At 63.8% G+C, this 25,445-nt stretch carries 19 protein-coding genes; 12 read left to right on the top strand and 7 right to left on the bottom strand.

Features of this window, described 5'->3' with window-relative positions; translation table 11 throughout:
* The first annotated feature begins 8 nt into the window (after positions 1–8).
* The 5 genes from IPM20_09495 to IPM20_09515 all read left to right on the top strand — a co-directional run bounded on the left by IPM20_09495 (position 9) and on the right by IPM20_09515 (position 6,826).
* Positions 9–1,094 carry a cyclic nucleotide-binding domain-containing protein gene (locus tag IPM20_09495; protein ID MBK9131848.1) on the top strand — a complete coding sequence of 362 codons (1,086 nt, stop codon included), beginning with the start codon at positions 9–11 and terminating at the stop codon, positions 1,092–1,094.
* Positions 1,095–1,330: 236 nt separating this feature from the next.
* Positions 1,331–1,756: a protoporphyrinogen oxidase HemJ gene (gene hemJ, locus IPM20_09500; protein ID MBK9131849.1), complete on the top strand. Its 426-nt coding sequence runs from the start codon at positions 1,331–1,333 to the stop codon at positions 1,754–1,756.
* Positions 1,757–2,152: 396 nt separating this feature from the next.
* Entirely contained in the window at positions 2,153–4,375 is a 2,223-nt protein-coding gene (locus IPM20_09505; protein MBK9131850.1) for a primosomal protein N', read from the top strand.
* Between the two features lie 86 nt (positions 4,376–4,461).
* Entirely contained in the window at positions 4,462–6,228 is a 1,767-nt protein-coding gene (locus tag IPM20_09510) for an arginine--tRNA ligase (protein ID MBK9131851.1), read from the top strand.
* A 1-nt stretch (position 6,229) separates the two neighbouring features.
* Complete coding sequence (locus tag IPM20_09515) at positions 6,230–6,826, top strand: SPOR domain-containing protein (protein MBK9131852.1); 597 nt, start codon at positions 6,230–6,232, stop codon at positions 6,824–6,826.
* Between the two features lie 31 nt (positions 6,827–6,857).
* Here IPM20_09515 and speA read toward each other — a convergent pair whose 3' ends face one another.
* Complete coding sequence (gene speA / locus IPM20_09520) at positions 6,858–8,756, bottom strand: biosynthetic arginine decarboxylase (GenBank protein MBK9131853.1); 1,899 nt, start codon at positions 8,754–8,756, stop codon at positions 6,858–6,860.
* A gap of 136 nt (positions 8,757–8,892) precedes the next feature.
* On the opposite strand from speA, the gene speE reads away from it, so the two are divergent.
* Positions 8,893–9,747: a polyamine aminopropyltransferase gene (speE, locus tag IPM20_09525; GenBank protein MBK9131854.1), complete on the top strand. Its 855-nt coding sequence runs from the start codon at positions 8,893–8,895 to the stop codon at positions 9,745–9,747.
* A 27-nt stretch (positions 9,748–9,774) separates the two neighbouring features.
* Here the strand turns inward: speE and IPM20_09530 are convergent, their stop codons facing one another.
* The gene (locus IPM20_09530) at positions 9,775–10,227 is read right to left on the bottom strand and encodes a DUF4124 domain-containing protein (protein MBK9131855.1); all 453 of its coding nucleotides are present in this window, start codon (positions 10,225–10,227) and stop codon (positions 9,775–9,777) included.
* 148 nt (positions 10,228–10,375) lie between these two features.
* Between IPM20_09530 and IPM20_09535 the strand changes: the two genes are divergently transcribed.
* Positions 10,376–10,615 carry a CDGSH iron-sulfur domain-containing protein gene (locus IPM20_09535; protein ID MBK9131856.1) on the top strand — a complete coding sequence of 80 codons (240 nt, stop codon included), beginning with the start codon at positions 10,376–10,378 and terminating at the stop codon, positions 10,613–10,615.
* Positions 10,616–10,696: 81 nt separating this feature from the next.
* On the opposite strand, the gene IPM20_09540 is transcribed toward IPM20_09535, so the two are convergent.
* Both IPM20_09540 and glnK read right to left on the bottom strand, forming a co-directional pair.
* The gene (locus IPM20_09540; GenBank protein MBK9131857.1) at positions 10,697–11,989 is read right to left on the bottom strand and encodes an ammonium transporter; all 1,293 of its coding nucleotides are present in this window, start codon (positions 11,987–11,989) and stop codon (positions 10,697–10,699) included.
* A 124-nt stretch (positions 11,990–12,113) separates the two neighbouring features.
* Positions 12,114–12,452: a P-II family nitrogen regulator gene (gene glnK, locus IPM20_09545; GenBank protein MBK9131858.1), complete on the bottom strand. Its 339-nt coding sequence runs from the start codon at positions 12,450–12,452 to the stop codon at positions 12,114–12,116.
* A gap of 287 nt (positions 12,453–12,739) precedes the next feature.
* Between glnK and IPM20_09550 the strand changes: the two genes are divergently transcribed.
* From IPM20_09550 to IPM20_09570, 5 genes are all read left to right on the top strand, one after another.
* A complete protein-coding gene (locus tag IPM20_09550; protein MBK9131859.1) occupies positions 12,740–12,997 on the top strand; it encodes an accessory factor UbiK family protein in 258 nt (85 codons plus the stop codon).
* A gap of 72 nt (positions 12,998–13,069) precedes the next feature.
* The gene (locus IPM20_09555; protein MBK9131860.1) at positions 13,070–14,590 is read left to right on the top strand and encodes a YifB family Mg chelatase-like AAA ATPase; all 1,521 of its coding nucleotides are present in this window, start codon (positions 13,070–13,072) and stop codon (positions 14,588–14,590) included.
* Positions 14,591–14,825: 235 nt separating this feature from the next.
* On the top strand, positions 14,826–17,912 hold the full coding sequence (locus tag IPM20_09560; GenBank protein MBK9131861.1) for a hypothetical protein: 3,087 nt from the start codon (positions 14,826–14,828) through the stop codon (positions 17,910–17,912).
* Entirely contained in the window at positions 17,905–18,783 is an 879-nt protein-coding gene (locus IPM20_09565; GenBank protein MBK9131862.1) for a mechanosensitive ion channel, read from the top strand. The genes IPM20_09560 and IPM20_09565 overlap by 8 nt, the downstream gene beginning before the upstream one ends.
* Before the next feature lie 44 nt (positions 18,784–18,827).
* Positions 18,828–19,769: a mechanosensitive ion channel gene (locus IPM20_09570; GenBank protein ID MBK9131863.1), complete on the top strand. Its 942-nt coding sequence runs from the start codon at positions 18,828–18,830 to the stop codon at positions 19,767–19,769.
* Positions 19,770–19,786: 17 nt separating this feature from the next.
* Here the strand turns inward: IPM20_09570 and IPM20_09575 are convergent, their stop codons facing one another.
* The 3 genes from IPM20_09575 to IPM20_09585 all read right to left on the bottom strand — a co-directional run bounded on the left by IPM20_09575 (position 19,787) and on the right by IPM20_09585 (position 25,362).
* Positions 19,787–21,538: a histone deacetylase family protein gene (locus IPM20_09575; GenBank protein MBK9131864.1), complete on the bottom strand. Its 1,752-nt coding sequence runs from the start codon at positions 21,536–21,538 to the stop codon at positions 19,787–19,789.
* A 70-nt stretch (positions 21,539–21,608) separates the two neighbouring features.
* A complete protein-coding gene (locus IPM20_09580) occupies positions 21,609–22,196 on the bottom strand; it encodes a hypothetical protein (protein MBK9131865.1) in 588 nt (195 codons plus the stop codon).
* Between the two features lie 1,672 nt (positions 22,197–23,868).
* A complete protein-coding gene (locus IPM20_09585) occupies positions 23,869–25,362 on the bottom strand; it encodes a HAMP domain-containing protein (protein MBK9131866.1) in 1,494 nt (497 codons plus the stop codon).
* Between the last annotated feature and the right edge of the window lie 83 nt (positions 25,363–25,445).

Consider the following 25,445-nt stretch of genomic DNA (forward strand, 5'->3'; position numbering starts at 1 on the left):
ACGACATCATGAGCGCGGTGCGAAAGATCACGGACATCGAGCGCATCAGGCGGCTGGAGCCGATTTCATCGCTTTCCGCCGACCAGTTGCGCGAATTGCTGGATACCGCCCGCCTGGAATGCCTTGAGCCCGGACAGACCCTGTTCGCGGCCGGTGACACCGATACCCAGGCGGTCTATCTGCTCGCTGGCAGCGTGGAACTGCGCCCGCTCGATTCCGGCGGGACGCATCCGATCAGCGCGGGCAGCGATGAGGCGCGCCATCCCCTCGCCAACGATCGCCCGGGACGCATGACCGCGGTCGCCGTCACGCGCGCCGAGATCTTGCGCATCGACAAGGAACTGCTCGACACCCTGCTGACCTGGGGCCAGATCTCCGCCCCGGAGGAAGACGTCGTGATGAGCGAGGACGGCATCATCACCATCAACAAGGCGGACTGGCTCAAGACCATGATCAAGTCACCGACCTTCCGCCGGCTCCCGCCTTCCAACATCGAGTTACTGCTGCATCGGCTTGAACCCATCATCGTGCACGCGGGTGACGTGATCATCCGCCAGGGCGACAGCGGCGATTATTTCTACATGATCGACCAGGGCATCGCGCTGGTCATGCGCAACCCCGACAATGACGAAGACAGCATCGAGATGGCGGAACTCGACTCGGGCGCCTCCTTCGGCGAAGCGGCGCTGATCTCGGATAATCCGCGCAATGCCACTGTCTCGATGAGGAGCGATGGCATCCTGCTGCGGCTCTCCAAGGAGGATTTCAACACGCTGCTGCGGCAACCCACCCTGCAGTCCGTCGACTATGCGCGCGCCGCCGCGGAAGTCGCGGCCGGAAGCGCCGCCTGGATCGACGTCCGCCTGCCGAGTGAATACGCGCACTCCCACCTGCCACAGGCACGCAACATCCCGATGCGCGCGCTGCACAAGGAGGCGCGCGACCTCGACCGCTCGCTCACGTACGTCTGCTATTGCCAGACCGGCAGCCGCAGCTCGGCAGCGGTGTTCGTGCTGAAGAATTACGGCATCAATGCGCGCGTGCTGCACAACGGCCTGCAGAGTGCGCCGCCCGAGGCGCTGCGTTCGGAATAATTCGCGGCGGACATACCGCCAAAAAAAATGCGGCCGGCAGCCGCAAATTAGAAGTAACGCATCTACTTGTTGTTATCTCTGCGGGAGCCAAGGATGCGTCCCTCTCCACGTGGGCCTAAATCTAATTGACCCCTCTGAGCAAGTCAAGCAAACGCGCGCGACGGGACATTGTCAACGCACGTCGTGCACCAGTATAGTGGGCCGGTCCATCACTACGAGCGAACCGGAACACGACCATGCCGTGGCTCAAGGCCCTGCACCTCATCTTCATGGTGACCTGGTTCGCCGGCCTGTTCTATCTGCCGCGCCTGTACGTCTATCACGCCCAGTGCGAGGACACCCCCGGACGGGAGCGCTTCAAGATCATGGAGCGCAAGCTCTTCTACGGCATCATGACACCGGGCGCGGTGCTCACGGTGGTGTTCGGACTGTGGATGGTGTTCACCTACGCGTGGGAAATGTACTCTTCCATGGCATGGCTGCACATCAAGCTCGCGCTGATCCTGGGACTGATCGCCTACCATGTCTATTGTGGAAAGCTGCTCGTCGACTTCAAGCATGACCGCAACCGCCACGGCCACGTGTTCTACCGCTGGTTGAACGAGGTGCCGGTACTCTTCCTGATCGTGATCGTCCTGCTGGCGACGCTGAAGCCCTTCTGAGGGCGGTGATCCGATTTTTTCGCCCGCCCCCTTGCTTTTTTCGCGCGCCGTGCACCATCTTTATGCACAATCCGGAGCGGGTCGCCGACAAGCCACCCCCGCGGCGGGCGGTTTTTCACACCCGGCGGAGGCGGATAGTCAAGCTAATGTTTTTAAATGGAATTTTCTCAGACCATTTTCGCGCCATCCGAAAAAAATGCTAATGGCGGTGGCCATTAAGATGATGATGCACCACTCCGTCCACAGAGTTATCCACAGGTTTTGTGGACAACCCCCTGATTATCCGGCTCGACAACGAGTTAGGATTTATACATCACTCTCCACCTCACACGGCGAGGGTCCGGGCCCGCAAAATCGCCCTCTTTCGCCCGCTCAGACCTCCTCGAAACTCCCGCGATGACCGCCGAGGCCCGCTTCTGGCAAATCGCGGTGCATTCCCCGCTGTACCAGGGATTCGACTACCTGCCACCGCAGGGTGTCGCGCCGGACGCGGCCGTGGCGGGAATGCGCGTGCAGGTGCCGTTCGGCCGCGGCACACGGGTCGGCATCATCACGGCGACCGCCGCGACGAGCCGTATCGATGCGAAGCGGCTGAAACATGCGCATGCGCTCATCGATGCGCAGCCGATATTTTCCCCGGACGTGTTCCGCCTGCTGCTGTGGGCGGCGGACTATTATCACTACCCGGCTGGCGAGGTGCTGCTCGGCGCGCTGCCCGCTCCCTTGCGTCGCGGTGATGGCGTTGCCGCGCGAACCCGGCGGCACTGGCGTCTGACCGCGGCGGGTCGCGCCCACGCACCGGAATCGCTGCGCCGCGCGCCGCGGCAGGCGATGCTGATGCAAATACTGGCCATGGCGCCGCAGGGTATCTCCGCGCAGGAACTGCTCACCGAGCATGGCACGCGCGACGCCCTGCGCGCGCTGTGCGTGAAGGGCTGGGTGGAATCCGTCGAGCTTGCCGTGGAAGACACCGCACCGGCGGCGTCCATGCCTGCGACGCTCGAAACCGGCCCCGCATTGAATGGTTCCCAGCGTGCCGCCGCGGCGGCGATCGAGGACGCGCACGGCCGCTTCCAGCCCTTTCTGCTCGACGGTGTTACCGGCAGCGGAAAGACCGAGGTCTATTTTCACGCCATCGAGGGCGCGCTGCGCGCGGATCGCCAGGCGCTGCTGCTGGTGCCGGAGATCGGCCTCACGCCGCAGATGGTGGAACGCGTGCGGCGCCGCTTCGGCATCCCACTCGCGGTGCTGCATTCCGGCCTGTCCGACGGCGAGCGTCTCGCCGCCTGGCGCGCGGCGACGGAAGGACGCGCGCCGATCGTCATCGGCACACGCTCCGCGGTGTTCGTCCCGCTCGCGCGCCCCGGCATCATCATCGTCGATGAGGAACACGACGCGTCGTACAAACAGCAGGACGGTTTTCGTTACCACGCGCGCGACCTCGCCGTCGTGCGCGCGCAGTATCTCAAGATCCCGGTGGTGCTCGGATCCGCGACCCCCGCCCTGGAAAGCCTGCATAACTGCCGGGAGAATCGTTATCAGCATCTGATCCTGGCGACACGCGCGGGCGCGGCAACACCGCCCGCAATGCACCTGGTCAGCCTGCGCGACCAGGCGGCGGATCACGGCATCTCCCCCGTGCTCGCCCGCGCGATCGAACGCCATTTGGGAAGCGATCACCAGGTGCTGCTGTTCCTGAACCGGCGTGGCTACGCCCCGACGCTGTTATGCCACGACTGCGGCTGGGTCGCCGACTGTTCGCGCTGCGACGCGCATCTGATTTATCACCGGGCGCGGCATCTGCTGCGTTGCCATCACTGCGGCGCCGAACGTCCCGTTCCCGCCGGATGTCCCGCCTGCGGGAGCCCGGATCTGCGGCCGCTCGGCCAGGGAACGGAACGTGCGGAGGAAGTGCTGGCCGAACGCTTCCCCGCAGCCGAGATCGTGCGCATCGACCGCGACAGCACACGCCGCAAGGGCAGCCTCGACGCCCTCTTCCGCCGCGTGCAGGAAGGCCGCCGCCAGATCCTGCTCGGGACGCAGATGCTGACCAAGGGGCATCATCTGCCGCATGTCACCCTGGTCGGCATCCTCGACGCCGACCAGGGCCTGTTCGGCGCCGATTTCCGCGCCGGTGAGCGCATGGGACAGCTCATCGTCCAGGTCGCGGGCCGGGCCGGACGCGCCGACAAACCCGGCGAGGTACTGATCCAGACCCATCATCCCGATCACCCCCAGTTCGCCGCCCTGTTGCGGCACGACTACCGCGGCTTCGCCCATGGCCTGCTGGAGGAACGCCGCCAGGCCGACCTGCCCCCCTATGGTTGCCTGGCGCTGCTGCGGGCGGAATCGGTTCATCCGCGCACCGCCGCGGATTTTCTCGCGGCCCTGCGCGCGGACCTGGCGCAAGCCGTCCCCGCCGGAGTGGAAATCCTCGGTCCGGCACCGCCGCCGATGGAACGGCGCGCCGGCCGTCACCGCACGCAATTGCTGTTTCACTCCGCGCGCCGCGCGCCGCTGCACCGCGCGCTGGCCGCGGCGGTGGAGCGGCTGCAGAAGCTGCCGCAAGCCGGCAAGGTACGCTGGGCGCTGGACGTAGATCCGATCGACGAATATTAGACAATATGCAAGAATTGCCGCACCGGGATAACGGACGCAGCGACGCCGGCACCCCACCGATCCTCCAGTGAACCCGATCCGATGCCATGAAAGACCATCTGCGTGAACTACTCACCCGGGCCGTGCTCGCCCTGCAGAACGAGGGAACCATCGCCAGCGATGCTCCGATCGATATCCAGCTCGAGCGCGCCCGCGACAAGCAGCACGGCGACTTCGCCTGCAACATCGCGCTGACCCTGGCCAAGCGGCTGCGCGCGAACCCGCGCCGGCTCGCCGAACAGATCGCCGCCGCCGTGCCCGCGTCGGACCAGGTCGAGCGCGTCGAGGTCGCCGGCCCCGGATTCATCAACTTTTTCCTGGCCGGGGACGCCTTCCGCGGCGTCATCGCGCGGATACTCGAGGCCGGCGACGCCTTCGGACACAGCACCATCGGCCAGGGGCGCTCAGTCCAGGTGGAGTTCGTCTCGGCCAACCCGACCGGACCGCTGCACGTCGGCCACGGCCGCGGCGCCGCCTACGGCGCGGCCGTGGCCGATCTGCTCGCCGCCGCCGGCTTCAGGGTGCACCGCGAGTACTACATCAACGACGCCGGACGGCAGATGGACATCCTCGCGGCGAGCGTCTGGCTGCGTTACCTGGAGTTGAGCGGTGAACGCCTGCCCTTCCCGAGCAACGGCTACCGCGGAGAGTACGTGCACGATATCGCCAAGGCCCTGCACGGCCACCATCGCGACGAACTGCACGCCTCCGCCGCGGTGGTGATGGCGAACCTGCCGCCCGACCTCGCCGCCGACGGCAGCGGCGACAAGGAGGCCCACATCGACGGGCTCATCGCGCGCGCGAAGGAGATCCTCGGCGCCGTCCGTTACCGGCTCGTGTTCGACGCCGGGCTGCATTCCATCCTGGGCGACATCCGCAATGACCTGCAGGAATTCGGCGTGGTCTATGCGGAGTGGTTCTCCGAGCGCTCCCTGATCGAGAACGGCGAGGTCGATCGCGTGATCGGCCGCCTGCGCGCCGGCGGCCATCTCTATCAGCAGGACGGTGCCTGGTGGTTCCGCTCCACCGCCTACGGCGACGAAAAGGATCGCGTGCTCGTGCGCGAGAACGGCCAGGCCACCTATTTCGCCCACGACATCGCCTACCATGCCGGCAAGTTCGAGCGCGGCTTCGAGCGCATCATCAACATCTGGGGCGCCGACCACCACGGCTACGTACCGCGGGTGAAGGCGGCGCTCAGCGCCCTCGGATACGACGCCGCGCGCCTTGACGTGCTGCTGGTCCAGTTCGCCATCCTCTATCGCGGCGAAACCCGCGTGCAGATGTCGACCCGCAGCGGCCAGTTCGTCACCCTGCGCGAGTTGCGCGCGGAAGTCGGCAACGACGCGGCGCGCTTCTTCTATGTGCTGCGCAAGTGCGAGCAGCACATGGATTTCGATCTCGACCTCGCCAAGTCGGAATCGAGCGACAACCCCGTCTACTACATCCAGTACGCCCATGCGCGCATCTGCAGCGTGCTGCGCCAGCTGGCGGAAACCGGGCTGAGCGAGGACGCCGCGCTCGGACTGAACGGCCTCCACCGCCTCGGCGAGGAGCACGAACAGCGTCTGATCGGCCGGCTCAGCCAGTATCCCGAGACGATCGAGAACGCCGCGCTCGCGCACGAACCGCATCAGCTCGCCTACTACCTGCGCGAGCTCGCGAACGACTTCCACACCTACTACAATGCGCACCAGTTCCTCGTCGAGGACGGCGAGCTGCGCAACGCGCGCCTTGCGCTGATCAAGGCGGCGCGTCAGGTATTGAGCAACGGCCTGCGACTGCTCGGGGTCGGCGCACCGGACCACATGTAGCATGCCGCGCGACTACAAACCCGCCGCCCGCAGACGCCGGCGCAGCGCCCGTTCCAAATCGTCGCCCCGCTGGTCGTGGCTGCTCGGCGGCCTGATCGCCGGCATTCTCGCCAGCTACGCGGTCTATCTCACGGCCACGCGGAACGTGGCGGACAAAGCCGAACAGGCGGCGCAGAAACCCGCCGCGCCGGCGCCCAAGACCGCGCCGCCGAAAACGGCGGCGACGGACGACAAGGAGGCCAGGGAAAAGGCCCGCTTCGACTTCTACACGCTGCTTCCCGAGATGGAGGTGAAGATCGGCAAGGACACACTCGACGCCGCGCGCGGCGGCAACAGCCGCAAACCGGAGTCGAACGGACCGTACGTCCTCCAGGTAGGCTCGTTCCGCAGCTATGGCGAGGCCGACAACCTCAAGGCGCGGCTGGCGCTGATCGGCGTGCAGGCCTCGATCCAGACCGTCATCATCAGCGACGACAATACCTGGTACCGCGTCCGGGTCGGTCCCTACAAGAACCTGAAGGATCTGGAACAGGCCCGCACGGCCCTGCAGCGCAACGATGTCGAGTACATGCTGCTGGGATTGGGGCGTGAGGGTTAAAACCAGGGACTGGGTCATCGCCTCCGGCTATTCAATCTTCCAGGTACGTGTAACCCGTAATGCCGTCCTGCAAGGTCTCGTGGCACAAGGCCTGCTGTCGCTTGCCGAGCCGGCTTTCCGCCACCGCGCGGCGCAGGCGCTCGAGCAGCGCCTCCGGGCTGAAGCGCACGTAGCGCAGCACCGCGTCGACCGTGTCGCCCGGCTGCGGCTGGCTGAGGCGGTAGCCGCCGCGCCCATCGAGCTCCACGTTGATCGCGTTGGTATCGCCGAACAGGTTGTGCATGTCGCCCAGGATCTCCTGGTAGGCGCCGATCATGAAGATCCCCAGCAGATACGGTTCCTCCGGGCGCGGCGCGTGCAGCGGCAGCGTGGTCTCTACGCCCTCCCGGTCCACGTAGTAATCGACCCGGCCGTCCGAATCGCAGGTGATGTCCAGGATCACCGCACGACAGTCGGGCCGCTCGTCGAGGCGGTGCAGCGGTATGACCGGGAAGATCTGGTCGATCGCCCACACGTCCGGGATGGACTGGAACACCGAGAAATTGCAGAAGAACTTGTCCGCCAGCTTCTCGTTCAGCTCGTCGAGCACCTCGCGATGGGCGCGCGAGGCGCCCTGCAGCAAGGGATGGATGCGGCGGCAGGTCGCATAGTAGATCTGCTCCGCGCGCGCGCGCTGCGCCAGCGTCAGCAGGCCGTGGATGTACATGTCCTGCGCCGTACCCAGCCAGTGGACGGCATCATGGTACACCTCGACCGGCGGCCTCAGCGCCGCCTCGTCGTACGCGGCCCGGAGGTTCTTCAGGACCGGTGCCTCGTCGGCGTCCGCGTCGGCGGCGGGGATCTCGTCCTTGGGCACCCGCTCCACATCGATCACATTGGTGATCAGAACGGCATGATGCGCGGTCATGCCGCGACCGGATTCCGTGATGATGGCGGGATGCGGCAGGCCGTGCTCGGCGCAGATCTCCCACAGCGTGTGCACCACGTTGTGGGCGTATTCCTCCACGCTGTAGTTCATCGAACAGGCGCTGCGCGAGCGCGTGCCCTCGTAATCGACCCCGAGCCCGCCGCCGACGTCCATGCAGTCCAGCGGCGCGCCCATCGCGCGCAGCTCGGCGTAATAACGGGCAGCTTCGCGCATGCCGCGCTGGATGTCGAGGATATTGGCGATCTGGGAGCCGAGGTGGAAATGCAGCATGCGCAGGGCCGACAGCAGCCCGGCCTCGTCCAGGCGTCGCACCATGTGCAGGACGTGCGGCGCGGGCAGGCCGAACTTCGATTTCTCGCCGCCCGTGTTCTGCCACTTGCCCTTGCCGATCGAGGCCAGCCGCACGCGCATGCCGATCAGCGGCTCGATGCCGAGCGCGCGCGATTCCTCGATCACCAGCTCCAGCTCGGAGAGCTTCTCCACCACGATGTAGACACGGTTGCCGAGCAGGCGGCCGATCAACGCTAGCCGGATGTATTCCCGGTCCTTGTAGCCGTTGCACACCACCAGCCGATTGGCCGCGTCGGACATCCCGAGCACGGCCATGAGTTCGGGCTTGCTGCCCGCCTCCAGGCCGACGCGGCCATTGCCGTGGCGGAGGATCTCTTCCACCACGCTGTGCTGCTGGTTCACCTTGATCGGATACACCGGGGTATAGTCGCCGCCATAGCCGTCCTGCCGCATCGCCGCGGAAAAGGCGCCGCACAAGACATCGATACGGTCGTGCAGGATGTCGGTGAAACGCACCAGCACGGGCGTCGACAGGCCCAGCTCACGGATGCGGCCGGTCAGTTCATGGAGATCGATCCCGGCGCCGGCGCGATCGCGGCCCGGCCGGGCGAGCAGGTGCCCGCGTTCGTCGATATCGAAGTAGCCATTGCTCCAGTGCGGGATGTTGTAGGCGAGCCGCGCCTGCTGCAGATCCCAATCCGTGTCTTTCATCGTTACGCCGCCACTCGCGGGAAACCCCGCCGTTGTCGCCCACCTCAATCGCGCCTGTTCATCAGGCCGAAACCCTGTTTATAATAGGCCCCCATTACGCTTTTTGAAACCCTGGACACAGCAACGGGACGGCGCCATGAGCCTGGATCAGAACTGGTTTACCGAAGTGGGCGAAAACACCGGCATCGCCTTCTCGCTCCGCATCACCGGCAAGCTCCACGACGAGCAGACCGAATACCAGCGCATCGAGATCTACGAGACCACGGATTTCGGCCGTCTGATGACGATCGACGGCTATATCATGCTCTCCCAGCGCGACAACTTCCTGTACCACGAGATGCTCTCCCATCCCGTGCTCTATACCCACGTGAATCCGAAAAGCGTGCTGATCATCGGCGGGGGCGACTGCGGCACCCTGAGAGAGGTGCTCAAGCATGAATCGGTCAAGTCCGCGGTGCAGGTGGAGATCGACGAACGCGTGACGCGGCTGTCCGAGCGCTTCTTTCCCGAGCTCTGCAGCGCCAATGACGATCCGCGCGCGCGCCTGGTTTTCGGCGACGGCATCAAGTGGGTGACCGAATCCGAACCGGAAAGCTATGACGTCATCATCGTCGACAGCACCGATCCGATCGGACCGGCGGCGGGCCTGTTCTCCGAACCGTTCTATCGCGACTGCTTCCGCGCCCTGCGTCCGGGCGGAATCATCGTCCAGCAGAGCGAATCGCCGCTGCTGCATATGAAACTGATCAGCGCGATGCGGCGGGCGATGCGCAGCGCCGGCTTCGGCGACCTGCTCACCCTGAACTTCCCCCAGTGCGTCTACCCTTCGGGCTGGTGGAGCGCGACGCTGGCGGGCAAGGCCGCCTCGCTCAGGAACATCCGGGACCAGGACATCGTGGACAAGTCGTTCGCGACGCGCTACTACAACCTGGCGATGCACCAGGCCTGCCTGGCACAACCCGAGTTTTTCCGCAGCGAGATCGAGCAGTAGCGCGTCGGCTGCACGGCCGCGGGCACCTCAGTCACACCACTTTTCCACATCCTCGCGCGACTTGCCGAGCACCATCTCGCGCTCCTCGTCCGAGAGGAACACGCGTTCCCCGTTGGTGTCCACCCGGTACATGCGCTCGATGCTCTCGTTGTGCTGCAGGGTCTGACGCGCGATCTGGCAGTTCTGCTCGCGAATCTTGCGCCGCTGCTCCTCCATCGCCGCCTGCTGTTCCTCCTTGGATGCCGCGGGATCCGTCGCCGCGGCGTCATCTTCCGCGCCAGCCTCCTCCTCGTCATCCCCGACCAGGGACGGGCTGGATGGTGTCACCCGCATCTCCTCCGCCGCCGCATTCGGCACCGGACGGTCGCTGAAATGTATCACGCCGGATTCGTCCGTCCATTTGTAGACGGTCTCCGCGGCAACACAGGCGAAGGAAGCGGCCCCAAGCAGCACCGCGGTCACGGCCAGGAAGTTCTTCATTGGAGGTCCCATGCAAGGTTGGAGAGGTATGCCGAGGATATCGGCCGTCCGCCACCTTTCCTTACCCCGCGGGCCGTGCCCGCCCGGCGCCGGGAAAGGTATAATCAACGGGATTTTAATCACTATTAGCCCCGCTGAGGAGGGCCCGATGTCCGATGAACCCGTAATCGCGCAAAAATTCCCCTATGTGAAAAGCCTCGCGCCCGGAACCTACTACTGGTGCGCCTGCGGCAGATCGGCGAACCAGCCCTTTTGCGACGGATCCCACAAGGGGACGGCGTTCTCGCCGGTGCAGTTCACCGTTACCTCCCGCGCGCCGGTGGCCCTGTGCGGCTGCAAGCACACCCAGGAACCGCCGTTTTGTGACGGATCTCACAGCAAGCTCTAGACACATTCCGGAACCACCACACTCCACAAAAAAGAAGGGCGCCAGAGGCGCCCTTCCGAACACAGCCGCTGTTCCCGGCTGTCAGAGGTTGTATCCGCGCTCGTCGTGCAGCGACAGATCCAGACCTTCCGTTTCCTGCTCCTCGTTCACACGCAGGCCCATGATGACATCCAGGACCTTCAGGATGATGAACGTGGCGACCGCGCAGTAGATGACGGTGATCACCACACCCTTCACCTGGATCATGAACTGGCTGAAGCTGCCCGGTACGCCGCCGATGGCCTCCACGGCGAAGAAACCGGTCAGCAGCGCACCCACGATGCCGCCCACCGCATGCACGCCGAATACGTCGAGCGAGTCGTCGTACTTGAGCGCGCGCTTCAGCTTGGTCGAGGCCAGGAAGCAGATGATGCCCGCCGCGATGCCGATGATGAGCGATCCCACCGGACCGACGAAGCCGGACGCCGGGGTGATGGCCACCAGGCCCGCGACCGCGCCGGACACGATACCGAGCACGCTCGGCTTGCCGTGTGACAGCCACTCGCTGAACATCCAGGCCAGCGCCGCCGCCGCCGTCGCGATCTGGGTCACCGCCATCGCCATGCCCGCACGGCCGTCGGCCGCCACCGCGGAACCGGCGTTGAAACCGAACCAGCCCACCCACAGCATGGAGGCACCGATCACGGTGAGGACCATATTGTTCGGGGCCATCGGCGTGGTCGGCCAGCCCTTGCGCTTGCCCAGCACCAGTGCCGCGACCAGACCCGCGATACCGGCGTTGATGTGCACCACGGTGCCGCCCGCGAAGTCCAGCACCCCCATGTCCCAGAAGTAACCGCCGTCACCGCTCCACACCATGTGCGCGATGGGGGCATACACCACCAGTGACCAGATGCCCATGAACCACAGCATGGCCGAGAACTTCATGCGCTCCGCGAAGGCACCGACGATCAGCGCCGGGGTGATGATGGCGAAGGTCATCTGGAAGGTCATGAACACGCTCTCGGGGAAGGCGGCTGTCAGGCTGTCCTTCTCCATGCCGGCCAGGAAGGCCTTGCTCAGTCCGCCGACGAACGAGCTGAAGTTGGTTACGCCCTTCTCCATGCCGGTAGTATCGAAGGCCATGCTGTAACCGAACATCATCCACAACACACTGATCAGGCAGGTGATGGCGAAGCACTGCATCATGACCGACAGCACGTTCTTGGAGCGCACCATGCCGGCGTAGAACAGGGCCAGACCGGGAATGGTCATGAACAGCACCAGCGCCGTGGAGGTCAGCATCCACGCCGTGTCGCCGGAGTTCAGGGTCGGGCCTTCATCGGCCGGCGGGGCCTCCTCGGCGGGGGTCTCGATCATCTCCATGGTTTCCATGGAGGCTTCCGGAGACATCTCCTCGTCCTGGGCCCACGCGCCGAAGGCGACGGCCAGCAACAACAGCATCATCAGGCCGCGGACTAGATTCTTATATTGTTTCATTTCGATTCCTCCCAGTGTGTCACAGTGCGTCGGAGCCGGTTTCGCCCGTACGGATGCGCACCGCTTGCTCAAGGTTAAAGACAAAGATCTTGCCGTCGCCGATCTTGCCGGTCTGGGCCGATTTGGTAATCGCCTCTATCACTTGTTCATACAGACTGTCGTCGACGGCCACCTCGATCTTCACCTTGGGGAGAAAATCGACCACGTACTCGGCGCCTCGATAGAGCTCGGTATGCCCCTTCTGGCGCCCGAAACCCTTGACCTCGGTCACGGTGATGCCTTGTACGCCGATGTCGGACAGGGCTTCGCGAACATCGTCGAGCTTGAACGGCTTGATTATCGCGCTGACTAGCTTCATGACATTTCCCTCTTTAATGGGTACATAAGGATTGCTGCCGCGGGATGGAAATCCCAGGGATGATTCACGGACACAGAGTAAATTGCAGCAACCATGCCACCGAATAAAAAACATTATTTATCAATATATTGACCCCAATTTCCCGCTGCCACGCCCACCCAGGATGCACTATATTGATACGCCTCGGATCGATGAATGCTCTATATTTGTGCATTGACTCAGGCTTAATCGTCCTGCCCGATTCACGTACAATCCAGATTCACGCACCAGACCATCAGGGAGCCGCGATGCTGGACCCGAAGTTCATCGAAGACCTCAGCCAGCGCCTGAGCAGTGCCGTACCGGAGGGCGCGCGGGTCCTCAAGCAGGATCTCGATCGGAATTTCCGCGCGGTGCTGAACAGCGCCTTCACGCGACTGGATCTGGTCACGCGCGAGGAGCTGGAGGTCCAGGAAAACCTGCTGGCGCGTACCCGGGAAATGCTCGACGGGCTGGCGCTGCGTGTCGAAGAACTCGAAAGGAGATTGCGGGACAAGGCAGGCTGAGCCCCGCGGCAACTGCAATGGTCCGGGTCTGCCCCGGGTCTTCCGACCACAGGATTTCAAGGATGAGATTCGGTGTCGCTGGCCATTATCCACACCCGCGCCCAGACCGGCATTGACGCGCCGCCGGTCACCGTTGAGGTCCACCTCGCCAACGGGCTGCCCGCGCTTGCCATCGTCGGCCTGCCCGAGGCCGCGGTGAAGGAAAGCAAGGAGCGTGTGCGTGCCGCCCTGCTCCAGGCCAATTTCGAATTCCCGGCCCGTCGCATCACGATCAACCTGGCGCCGGCCGACCTCCCCAAGGAAGGCGGCCGCTACGACCTCGCCATCGCGCTCGGTATCCTCGTCGCCTCGGGCCAGTTGCCGCCCGCCGCGTGCGACCGCCACGAGTTCATCGGCGAACTGGCCCTGACCGGCGAATTGCGTGGGGTGCGCGGCGTACTGCCGGCCGCGCTCGCCGCGACGAATGCGGGACGTGCCCTGATCGTGCCGGCGGCGAATGCCGCGGAGGGCGCCCTGGCCGGGGCGGCGACTCTGTATGCCGCGAATCACCTGCTGGAGGTCTGCGCCCATCTTAACAGCGCGCGTGAACTGCCGTCGATGGACATTCCGGCGATACCGGCACGCAAGGTCATGGAAGACCTCGCCGATGTCCGCGGACAAGCGCATGCCAAGCGCGCGCTCGAGATCGCGGCCGCGGGCGGCCACAGCCTGCTGCTGATCGGTCCGCCCGGCACCGGCAAGACCCTGCTCGCAAGCCGCCTGCCCGGCATCCTGCCGCCGATGACGGATCAGGAGGCCCTGGAAACCGCCGCCGTCGCCTCCATCAGCGGCAGCGGCTTCGATCTCCGGCGCTGGCGGGAACGGCCGTTCCGCGCCCCGCACCATACTGCCTCCGGGATCGCGCTGGTCGGTGGCGGCAGTTCGCCGCGGCCCGGAGAGATCTCGCTGGCGCACAATGGCGTGCTGTTCCTGGACGAGCTGCCCGAGTTCGACCGCCGTGTGCTCGAGGTACTGCGCGAACCGCTGGAATCGGGGCGCATCATGATCTCGCGCGCGGCGCGCCAGTGTGAATTCCCGGCGCGCTTCCAGCTCGTCGCGGCGATGAATCCCTGCCCGTGCGGATATCTGGGCGATGCCTCGGGCCGCTGTCGCTGCACCGCGGAACAAATTCAGCGTTATCGTGCGCGGGTCTCCGGTCCGCTGATCGATCGCATAGATATGCACATTGAGGTGCCGAAATTGCCACACTCTGCGTTGATACAAGCGGGTACTGATTTATCCCCGACCAGTGCTCAGGTGCGAGAACGCGTCGTGCATGCACGCGAACGTCAGATCGTGCGCGACGGGATACCTGCTCATCAGCTCGGGCCAACGGACATCGGGAAGTGCTGCGCGCTCGACGAACAGGGGGTGACCCTGCTCGAAAAGGCAGCTACCCGCCTCGGACTGTCGGCACGCGCCTACCATCGCATTCTGAAGGTCGCGCGCACCATCGCCGACCTCGATGGTTCGGATAAAATCGGTCACGTGCATCTGGGTGAGGCCATCGCCTACAGGGCGCTGGATCGCAAACCACGCGATTGCGCCGTATGACTATCCTTGCACCCTCCCATCCAAGATTCTCCCTTGGGAGATCCCGATAACACCGCCGGCCCCGTGCAACAGATGGGCGCCATGTACCCGGATTTGGCCTGGATGTCATGAAAAACATTATTAAGCCGCCGTGATTTCCAGCATAATCATGACTTGTCATACAGTCCGAATGAATAGATCCCGACTTCGAATGTATTCGAATACAGGATTCCTCTCCCGTCTCACCACAGCGGCCATGTTCCTCATGGCCGCCTTGCCGGGACCTGTATTCGCCGCCGATCAGGCCTCCGATGCTGCCGTCGTCTGCCCCGCCGATGATGTTCTCGAAGAACAGTTGTCGGCCCGTCTGGCGCAGTTGCTTGATACAAGCAGGCGCCTGGATGCCTTCATCACCGGTGAGCGCCTGAGCGATTCACCGCCTTCCGCCCTGTTTACCATCGACCTCCAGGATGAAGCGGCCGTTCAGCGCCGGGTTATCGAGCTGGAAGGATACAGAGAGGCCCCCGCCTCCGGATTCAGCCCCATGACCCGCGCCCTGCTCGACTGCGCCGCGGGGAAACCGGGCGTGGATGAAGACGTACGGCAATTGCGCGAGGCAGAGCGCCGGGTCAACGATCAGCGTCTGGATTTCCTGTCGCTTCCGCTGGAACGGCGCCAGCCCCTGGTGAACATTCAGGCGGCGGCGGCGAAACAGCAGCAGACAATCGATCAGCTGGAGCGGGAACGTGTCGCGGCGGAGTCCCAGAGAGAAAAGGCGTCCAGCTCCCTGGAAGCCGCGGCGGAAGTCGCGAAAACAGCCCCGACGGCCGATTTACGGGAGCTCGCGGCGCGGCGTACGGTGCTCGAACGTGCGCGCGAGGAACTCGCCAGCCTGAAAGTGGAACTGACCACGGATCTCGCCGCGCGCACAAAGGAATCTCACTCACTCGCCGCCCGCCTCACCACGCTCGCGGGGCAGTACTCGATCGAGGAGTCGCCGGATCTGCTTGACCAGGCCTATGTCGAGGTCGCGGCGATCTGGCGGCAGATAGCGGACGGAATCTTCGCGCGCATCACCGACCAGCAGCGCTATGCAGCTCTGCCGGCTCTCCCCGAATATCCCGCAACTCTGCTCAAGCGTCTGGGTAACGAACCTGCGGCCGAGTCCTACCGGATCAGCTACCAGACCGTGGAACGCCTGCGTCAGGAACTCATCGACATGCGGGAAACACGCCAGAAAGAAGGTCGCGAGAATGCCTATGCACTCCTGCTCAAGGCTGGCCAGCTGCGCTCGCAACTCCTGCAGGCGAATCTGGCCGCCGGAAACGATTCCCTGTTGAACTGGTCGGGTCAATATTTCGAGGATGTACTGCGCGAACTGCGCGTAGTCCCCTATCGCTGGATCGCTATCGCCTATGGAAAGCTGGTGAGCTTTCGCTTCAAACTCGCTTCCGGCTTCTCGGGTATCGCCGATATCCTGCAGCAGATCGCCCTGTTCCTGCTGCTGATCGCGCTGCCGTTCCTGCTCTATCGAGGCCTGCGGCGCAGCACCGAGCTGGTCAGCCGTGCGCGCCAGAGACTGGTGCAACGCCAGATCGGCAGCGGATCATCAAGGGGATACGCCACGCTCCTCGCGATCGGTCTGCGTCGCATCAATGCCTACCTGCCCTGGATCCTGATGCTGGTCGCGCTCCGTCTCGCGGGCGCCCTACTCGCCCATACGGATGTGCCGGAATTCTTCGAGCTGCTATTGTATCTCGAATACTATGTCTGGTATCGCCTGCTGGTCCAGTTGGCATATGGCCTGATAAATACCGGACTCATTGCTCTGCGAATGCCCAGCGACATCACTCAGCGCTCGCGCATTCATCACAGTGTGCGTCAGATCGGGCTCTTTTTTCTGGTGGCCTTTATCATATTGCACGCCACGGAAAACGTCGTCGGCGAGGCACTGGTATATCGCGCCGTCCACGCGATCATGGTCTACATCGGGATCTTCGTCCTGGCCTATTCGGCGCGCCAATGGCGAACGGAAATCCGGGACGGGCTCACCCAGGTGTTGCCGGAGCACATTGCGGAACCCATGGGCCGGCTGTGCGTGGGTCCATGGTCCTGGCTGGCATGCCTTCCGAGCCTGGTCGTTATTTCCGGCACCCTTGCCCTGCGGCGCGTTCACGGCTGGCTGGAACGGTTCGATATCACCAAGCAACTGTCCGCCGAGCTGTTCCGGCGCAAGGTCGAAAGCGCCGTCAATAAACAACGCGGCGAAACACCACAACCGCCTCAAGATGCCGGGCTGCCGGCGGATTATCTTGCCCTGTTCGATCTCCGTGTGCCTTTGGACAAAACGCTGCTCATCGAACCGAGCGCGGGCATTGCCGACGAACTCCGCGCGATGGCGCGCGACTGGGCGGCCCGGGGCGGGAACAATGCCGTGGTCATTTACGGACACAAGGGCAGCGGCAAATCCTGTCTGCTGGAACTCATCACCCGTGGCGACCTCCCGGACTGGAACGTAACCACCCTGGTCATCCCCCCCAAGCTGTGCACCGCGAGCGAGGTACGTGAATTCCTGCGCGATACGCTCTCGAAGGAGAACGTTTCCGGGCGGCAGGAGCCCGCGGCGCGGACCCTGATGCTGCTGGATGACGCCCAGAATGTTTTCCTGGGACGCCCTGGCGGCTTCGAAGGATACAAGGAGCTGCTGAACATCATCGGGGCGACCGCGGGGACACATTTCTGGTGCGCCGTCTTCAATCACTCCTCATGGAACTACCTGACGGGTGCATTCGATCTTGAGCCGGGCTTCCTCAAGACGCGCGAAATGCCCCTGATGACGGAAGACGATCTGCGCAACCTGATTCTGAGGCGACACCGCCAGCAGCACCGCGAACTCTCCTACGACGCCATCATCCGCGCCACGCAGGGTCCGGAAGACGACGACAACACCACCCACGTCGAGGCGCAATTCTTCCGCCTGCTCTGGGGGCTGGCCAAGGGGAACCCCCGGGCGGCACTGGTATTGTGGCTCTCCGCCCTGACCCCGTCCCGCGACGGGCGGTTGAACGTCAGCGTACCGAGCCACCGCAATTCCAAGACCATGGAAGGTGTGGGTGAAAACGGCCTCTTCGTCTACAGCGCGGTGGTCAGGCACGAGAACCTGTCCTTCGAGGAGGCCGTCGGTGTCACGAACCTGCCCGAGATCCTGGTGCGGAACACGCTGCGCGATGGCGTCGAGCAGGGGCGCCTGATCATGGACGACAAAGAGCGCTATCGTGTCGCCCCTACCGCGCAGTTCACCATCACGCAATTCCTGATCGCGAGGAATTATCTCTATGAATGACGCCAATCTGACCCTGATCGAACAAACCGCCCAGCTGTTCCGGCCGGACCGCATCCTGATGCTTTTATTCGGCATCGCCTGTCTTGTTCTGCTGGTTAAGGGCATCACTTATGTCACCCAGACCCTGTACCGCCACCTGCCATCGCGCCGGCTGCTCGTCTCCCAGATCGGCACCAGCCTCAACTTCCTGATCTACATCTTCGGAGGCCTGTTTCTCTTTTATGCCGTGTTGCAGCCGCCGCGCGAAATGATGCTCGCCGCGACCGGCAGCGCCGCGGTCGCCCTGGGCCTGTCGCTCAAGGATGTCGTCGGCTCCGTCATCGCGGGATTCATTCTGCTGTTCGACCGTCCGTTCCAGGTCGGCGATCGCGTCACATTCGGCGAGGTCTACGGTGAGATCCGCAGCATCGGCCTGCGCGCCGTGCGCCTGGTCACCCTGGACGACAACGAGATCACCATCCCCAACAATCGCTTCATGACCGATGTCGTGGCCTCCGCCAACGCAGGCGCCCTGGATATGATGGTGGTCATGGACTTCCACATCGCCCTGGACGCAGACGTCAAGCTCGCGCGCGATATCCTGCACGAGGTCGTGGTCACGAGCCGCTACGTCTACCTCAAGAAACCGGTGGCCATCGTCCTGTCCGAAGTTGCGATCGCGGAACGTCTTGCCGTCAGGCTGCAGGTCAAGGCCTATGTACTGGAACTGCGCTATGAAAAGGAGTTTCAGAGCGACGTCTACCTGCGCGGCATCAATGAGCTTCGCAAACATGGCATCAAGCGCCCGGCTCTCCTGCCGGCGCTGGCGGGAGAAATGCCCCCGATTTCCCTGGCCGACGCGTATGGGCAGCGGGGAAATTCCTCGCCCTGACTGTTGTCCGTATAACCGCACGTCACACGATGAGAGGCTAGTCAATGCAAGAACAGATGGTCGCCTGGTGGCAGAATCCTCTCGTCAGCAAGCTGTTCATGCTCTGCGTCGTCGGGGCGACCATCATCATGGTTCTGCATTTCCTCAATCGGTCCCTGGCGCGCAGCCATGCGGATTCAGAGATACGGTACCGGCTGCGCAAGGTCATAAACTTTTCCGGCTACCTTATCTTCGCGGTGTTCGCCGCCAGCATTTTCAGTGTGCATATCGGGCAGTTCGCCGTGATACTCGGTGTGGCTGGCGCGGGGATCGCGTTCGCGCTACAGGAGGTGATCGCCAGCGTGGCGGGCTGGATGGCGGTCGCGTTCGGCGGCTTTTACCGGCCAGGCGATCGCATACAGCTCGGCGGCATCAAGGGCGATGTCATCGACATCGGCATTCTGCGCACCACGCTGATGGAATGCGGCGAATGGGTCAACGCCGACCTTTACAACGGCCGCATCGTCCGTGTTGCCAACAGTTTCGTGTTCAAGGAGCCGGTATTCAACTATTCAGGGGAATTTCCGTTCCTCTGGGATGAGATCATGGTCCCGCTCAAGTACGGAAGCGATTACCACCTCGCCAGGAAAATTCTGGCCGAGGCGGCGCACGATATCATCGGCGACTACACCATCGCCGCCGAGCAGGCCTGGATCCCCGTCACGAGGCGATATCTGATCGAACAGGCCAGCGTAGAGCCGAGGGTCACCATGAACCCGACCATCAACTGCATCGAGTTAACGCTGCGTTACGTCGTTGATTACAAGCTCCGCAGATCGACAAAGGACTTGTTGTTCACGCGAATCCTCGACGATATGGCACGCCACGCGGACCGCGTCGAGATCGCGGCCGCGACCTTGAGTATCGAGAAGATAGCCCCGCTTGACGTGCGCCTGAGACGCCGGTCGAGCGACAACGAGCATGGTGGACAGGGCGCGGAGCGCTGATCTCCCCGTAAACCCTCTCAAGGAAGCATCTTACCGCCGGCGCCCTCCCAAATGCCCTGGAGGAAGTTGCGCGCGTTCACCCCCAGGGTTCGGGTCAGGTAACCGCCCTCCTGAACGATCAGGGTGGGCGTCTTCAGCGCGCCGATCATGCGACCGTTTTGATGAAAGTCCCCCGCTTTCAGTTCCCAGCTGCCCGTGGGATCACCCTTGGCGGTATCCAGTCCGAGCGACAGCACCAGAAAGCCCGGGGCAAACTTCGCGATCCGCTTCAGCGCGTGTCCCAATGTCTTCCGATAGCGGTCGACATCGCTACGCTCGGAAAGCGGATAGTTGACATTGAATCCCTTTCCTTCACCTTCGCCGTCCTCATCCTCGAATCCGCTGAAATAGGGGTAGGCATAGTTGGGGTGTCCGTGGATCGAAACGGTCAGCACGTCGGCGCGCCGATAGAAGATGTCCTGGGTGCCGTTGCCGTGATGGAAATCGATGTCCAGCACCGCCACGCGATCAAACCGGCTGAGATAATGCGCGGCCACCGCCGCGGAATTGAAGTAACAGAAGCCGCCGAAGGCCCGCCGCTCGGCGTGATGGCCCGGCGGACGCACCAGTGCGTAGGCGATGCGGTGCCCGTCCACCAGCGCGCCGGCCCCGGTCATGGCGCAATCCACGGCGCCCCGGGCGGCAAGATAGGCGTTCTGATTGAGTGGCGTGAAGGTGTCGATGCAGTAATAGCCGGCGCGCATCGGCAGATCCCGGGGCTGGCGCGATATGTTCCGGATCGGAAACACCGCGGGATAGATGGATCGTCCGGGCGGCAACGAAGCGCAGGCGCGACGCAGATAATCCACGTAGTCATCCGCATGCACCGCGCGGATGTGGCGCTCGCCGTGTTTCCTTGCCAGCCTGGATGAGAAGATGCGCGTTTTTTCCAGCTCCTTGAGGATGGCCGCGACACGCACCGGGGCCTCGACGTACCCGCGGTCGCGCACATGATGGATGTCGTGCCCGCGATTGACGATGAGCACTATGGGCAAGTCTCCGGCGGGCGGGGCCGCGACCATCGCCGGCGCGGCCCGTTTACCATAGCGCAGCTCACGCAGCCGCACCGGATCATCGCGAATGGATCGCACGATTCGCGCGATCTCCTCGGGCGGGCTCTCATCCCCGTATTTCCGCGCCAGGATGGCGGCCACGATCCGGCGCGTCTCATCGCGCTTCAGGGCGTGTCCTCGCCCAATATCATCGAACATGAGGTACGGCGAGTTGTCGTGCTCGGGTTTGAGCTGCTGTTCATAGGCGGTACCGATGATCGGCCGCGCGCCAAACCGCTCATAGAAGCGCATACGGGCGATATTCTGTTTCAGGACCCTGGCATCACGGCACAGGTCCGCCTCATCGGGGTGGCACTCAAAGAACAGTCCGATGACGTTCAGCGAGGCCGCCTCCTCCCTGACCTGTTCGTACAGAACCCCGCCGATCCCGCCCCCGGTGCGGCCGGGCGCGGCGGAGATATACTCCAGGAGACAGAAGGCGAGATCCGGGAAGTGCAGCAGCAGCGCGAAACCCTTGACGCGCAACTCGGCGTCCTCCGCCACGAACAGGATGGTACGGAAGCGGTACTTCAGCGGATCGCGCAGACGCAGCGCGAGATTGTCCAGCTCCCCGGCGCTGACGCGCGGGAATTGTCGGCGCAAGATGCCGCGCACCTGTTCGATGGCCGACTGATTGGAAGGCGAGGTATCGTCGTAGATCTTACGGATTCGGAACATGGTCCTCCATGCCCTCCGCCCGGCTGGGAGATCCTGCCTTCACCGATTCTCAGGCGATACGCTGGGCATATTAATCCTTTCTTTTCGCGCCACGGCGCACCGCCATCCGGCGCAGACGACGATAACGCCCCTCCAGCTCGCCCGGATCCAGACCCAGGCCCGCCGTCAGAATCCGCTCGGCGCCCGTGCGACTTGACGCAGGAATTTCCATCAGGAGCTCCTCGACCACCAGGCGCACGTCGTCATCGGCAAGTCGATGCGCAATCCCGCCGCCGCCGGCTTCGCGCTCCAGCAATGCGGCCAGCGCCTCCATCCCGCGTAAGCGCGCATCCGTTGCGGCTTTGGATAAACGCGCGCTGAACCGCTTCCCTTGCCGACCGCCCGCAATCGCGCCGGCAATCGCGTGCGCAATGTGGAACTGCAGCGCTTCACCCCCGCGGATGGCGATCTCCGGCCGGACGGCTATGCGCCGGCCGTCGCCGCTTACGGTGCAGTCATCTCGACAGTCGCTCAATACAATGCGCCAGCGATAGGCACGATCCCAGCGCGGAAACAGCAGGACCCGGACTTCGGCAAACGCGCGCTGGAGCCTGGCCGCCGGATCGTCTGGCGCCCCGGATCGCCGGTTTCGCATCTCCTGAACGTCCGCGTCTGTCATACCGGTCGACCCTATCCGTACCAGGGATCATGCCGTGCGCGCCCGCCAGACCCCGCGCAAACGATCACCGGCGAAGAAAATGCCCGGGTCAATGACACGCGGCGGCGCGACACCCATGAGCGAACATTAATTTAACACCCTGGAGAGGAACGATGACAACATAAAGATCAAACGCATGGCTTCTCGTACCTCGCACCCCGACAGCAACGGACGGACATCAGGATGTCCGTAGCCACGGCCGGTGCGTCATCCCCTGCCCCGACCCCTGGAGGATGACCATGGCGATTGGGACAACCACGTCTCGAACTCCCGGACCGGCATGGGTCTTCCGATCTGATATCCCTGGGCGACGCCACAGCCCAGGGCCATGAGAAAGTCGTACGCCTCGCGACTTTCAACCCCTTCGGCGACGACCTTGAGCCCGAGATCGTGCGCCAGCGTTATGGTGGAACGCACGATCGCCGCCGAGTTCGCGTTCATCGTCATGTCCCTGACGAAGGATTTGTCGATCTTGATCGCATCCACCGGCATGCGCTGGAGATAGCTGAGCGAGGAATACCCCGTGCCGAAATCATCGATGAACAGCGCGATACCAAACTCATGCAGTCTCGTGAGCACCTTCAAGGCGCTGTCCGGATCATCCATGATGGCGCTCTCCGTGATCTCGAGCTCCAGTGAGGAGGGACCGGCGCCACAGTCGCGCAGGAGCTGGCTCAGCTTGTCCGGCAGATCCCGTTCACGCAGGTTGCGTGCGGACAGGTTCACCGCGACGGGCAGGCTCAACCCGGCCTTGCGCCAGACCGACGACTGACGCAGCGCCGACTTCAGCACCCAGTCCGTCAGCGGCTTGATCAGGCCGGTGTGCTCGGCGAGCGATATGAATTCATCGGGCGGGATCAGGCCCTGCTCCGGATGTACCCAGCGGACCAGGGCTTCCATTCCGCAGACGCGGCCCGTGCGCAGGTCTATCTTGGGCTGGTAGTACAGAACCAGCTCATCGCCCTTGATCGCACGCCTCAATTGCTGGGCCAGAACCATACGCCTGGCCGTGTCCTCGTCCCGCTCCGCCGCATAGAAGGCGAAGCGCTCGCCCGAGGTCTTCGCCTGACGCATGGCGACATCCATCTTCCGCATCAGTCCGTTCACTTCCGTCCCATGCTGGGGATACAGCGCTATGCCGATCACCGCGCTCACTTCCAGCGCGATCCCGCTCAGCATGAATGGTGATTCGAAGGCGGACAATACGCGGCGCGTGATCGCGGTAATCTGCCCGACGTCCCCTTCCAGCAGCAGGATCGCGAACTCGTCCCCGCGCAGACGCGCCACGAGCCCATTCTCTCCCACGGCCGCGCGCACACGCGCACTGACTTCCTTGAGCAGCTGGTCCCCCTGTCGGAAACCCAGCGCATCATTGATCTCCTGGAATCGATCGAGGTCAAGCAGTTGCAGGGCCAACGAATGTCCACTGGCTACGGCCTCGTTCATCGAACGCTGCAGCCACTCCTCGAACTGGAGGTGGTTGGGCAGACCGGTCAGGCTGTCATAACTCATCATGCGCCGGATGGTGTCGCTCGCCTCCACGTGCGCCGCCCGGATACGCAGGCCACGGATCCCGAACGCCAGATCACCGGCGGCCTCTTCCAGCAGCTTCATTTCTTCCGCGTCGAAGGCATCACTCTCCCATGAGCATATCGACAGCACTCCGATGACCTGGCCGTCGATCTGCAAGGGAAACACCGCGATACTGGCATGGCACGGCTGCCAGTGCTGGGCCACCCCGGATCCGGAAGCGGCAGCGGTAGAGCGCCAGCGCGCTACGGATTGCGTATCGAGCCGGATCACTCTGGCCAGCGTGCCGCAGTCCTCCCCCGTTGCGGTCCACATCATGGAGCCGACGATCTCGACCAGGCCCTCCGCACAGCCGCCATGGCCCGCCTGCGCCACCGGTCGCAGCGACCCGGGCTTGTCCGCCTCGGCGTATCCCACCCAGGCAAAGGGGATATCCACCGGCCTCGACGATGGTCCTGCACATCTGGTCGAGCAGCATCTGTTCGTCGGTCGCCCGGACGAGCGCGCGGTTTCCGGCGCTCAAGGTCCGCAATGCCCGATGGACCTTCTGCAGTTCCGAGGCCATATCATCGATGTTGCGGGCGAGTCGGCCCAGTTCTTCCTCGCTATGCGGCAGACCCGTGCGAGCGCCCAGATCGCCCTTGCCCAAACGTTGCGCCGCGATGCAAAGCGCCTTGACCCGCCGCAACACGAAGATATCGCTCCCTACCCACGCGGCCGCAAGGGTGAGCAGGGTAACCAGCAGCAGCAATGTCAGGCTGCGGGCAACCACCTGATTCACGGCGGCAAACGCGACCGCCTTGGGAATGCCGGCGCTGACATATACCTTGCCGCCGATGTCGTCGTGCAGCGGAGCGAAGGCGTAGAGCCGGGTTTCGCCATCGAGCCCGCCGATCTCCACGCTCCCTTCCGCCTGGCGACCGAGTATCGCCTGGATCAACGGCGCCTCTCTCATGGCCTTTCCGACCCAGTTCCCCGCATCGGGGTAACGCGCCAGGATCGTTCCCTGGCTGTCCACCACGGTGACGGTGGAACCGGCGGGCAGCTTGATGTCTCCGGCGAGCCGGTTGAGCCAGGAAAGATCGAGCGCGGCATAGACCACCGCCCGGATATCGCCATCGTCGTCCCTGACCGGATAACCGAAGTTGATCGTGGGAATACCCGTTATGCGCCCGACCTGATAGTCTCCGACGCCGAATCCCCCGGTATTCAGCGCGCGTTGAAAATACCCGCGATCACCGACATTGACCGGATGTGGCAGTGGGACAGCGCTGCAATACACATGGCCGTCGATGGAAGCCGCGCCGAAATTCGCATAATAGGGATAGGGCTTCAGCAGATCGACCAGCACCTGGTCACAGGCAGCGGTGCCGCGGGCCCTGATCGCAGGCAACTGCGCCAGACTCATCAGCAACTGGTGCGTGGAGGCTATCAATTGCCTTTGTTCGCGCGCCGCCAGACGCACGAGACTCATCGCATCCTTGCCTGCCTCCGCTACCGCGTGCCCGCGCTGAACGATCGCGCCATGCCCGATCAGCCCGAAGGCCGGGATCAGCGCTGCAAGGACAAGTAACAGAAGGCGGGCACGCAAGCCCATAGAGGATCGCCACATGGCAGGAGCCTCGTAATTTTCATCGCTGTTGATGTTAGCAAATTGCATGCCATCCGCTGCGCACGAGG

The sequence above is a fragment of the Gammaproteobacteria bacterium genome (assembly GCA_016716465.1).
Lineage (GTDB): Bacteria > Pseudomonadota > Gammaproteobacteria > SZUA-140 > SZUA-140 > JADJWH01.

Bases quoted from the DNA above. Each gene is read 5' to 3' on its own strand.
- IPM20_09575 (MBK9131864.1), bottom strand. From the start codon at position 21,538: ATGTTCCGAATCCGTAAGATCTACGACGATACCTCGCCTTCCAATCAG.
- IPM20_09535 (MBK9131856.1), top strand. From the start codon at position 10,376: ATGTCCGATGAACCCGTAATCGCGCAAAAATTCCCCTATGTGAAAAGC.
- IPM20_09495 (MBK9131848.1), top strand. From the start codon at position 9: ATGAGCGCGGTGCGAAAGATCACGGACATCGAGCGCATCAGGCGGCTG.
- IPM20_09565 (MBK9131862.1), top strand. From the start codon at position 17,905: ATGAATGACGCCAATCTGACCCTGATCGAACAAACCGCCCAGCTGTTC.
- IPM20_09560 (MBK9131861.1), top strand. From the start codon at position 14,826: ATGTTCCTCATGGCCGCCTTGCCGGGACCTGTATTCGCCGCCGATCAG.
- IPM20_09510 (MBK9131851.1), top strand. From the start codon at position 4,462: ATGAAAGACCATCTGCGTGAACTACTCACCCGGGCCGTGCTCGCCCTG.
- IPM20_09585 (MBK9131866.1), bottom strand. From the start codon at position 25,362: ATGGGCTTGCGTGCCCGCCTTCTGTTACTTGTCCTTGCAGCGCTGATC.
- IPM20_09505 (MBK9131850.1), top strand. From the start codon at position 2,153: ATGACCGCCGAGGCCCGCTTCTGGCAAATCGCGGTGCATTCCCCGCTG.
- hemJ (MBK9131849.1), top strand. From the start codon at position 1,331: ATGCCGTGGCTCAAGGCCCTGCACCTCATCTTCATGGTGACCTGGTTC.
- IPM20_09550 (MBK9131859.1), top strand. From the start codon at position 12,740: ATGCTGGACCCGAAGTTCATCGAAGACCTCAGCCAGCGCCTGAGCAGT.
- IPM20_09515 (MBK9131852.1), top strand. From the start codon at position 6,230: ATGCCGCGCGACTACAAACCCGCCGCCCGCAGACGCCGGCGCAGCGCC.
- IPM20_09570 (MBK9131863.1), top strand. From the start codon at position 18,828: ATGCAAGAACAGATGGTCGCCTGGTGGCAGAATCCTCTCGTCAGCAAG.
- speE (MBK9131854.1), top strand. From the start codon at position 8,893: ATGAGCCTGGATCAGAACTGGTTTACCGAAGTGGGCGAAAACACCGGC.
- IPM20_09530 (MBK9131855.1), bottom strand. From the start codon at position 10,227: ATGAAGAACTTCCTGGCCGTGACCGCGGTGCTGCTTGGGGCCGCTTCC.
- IPM20_09540 (MBK9131857.1), bottom strand. From the start codon at position 11,989: ATGGAAACCATGGAGATGATCGAGACCCCCGCCGAGGAGGCCCCGCCG.
- IPM20_09580 (MBK9131865.1), bottom strand. From the start codon at position 22,196: ATGACAGACGCGGACGTTCAGGAGATGCGAAACCGGCGATCCGGGGCG.
- glnK (MBK9131858.1), bottom strand. From the start codon at position 12,452: ATGAAGCTAGTCAGCGCGATAATCAAGCCGTTCAAGCTCGACGATGTT.
- speA (MBK9131853.1), bottom strand. From the start codon at position 8,756: ATGAAAGACACGGATTGGGATCTGCAGCAGGCGCGGCTCGCCTACAAC.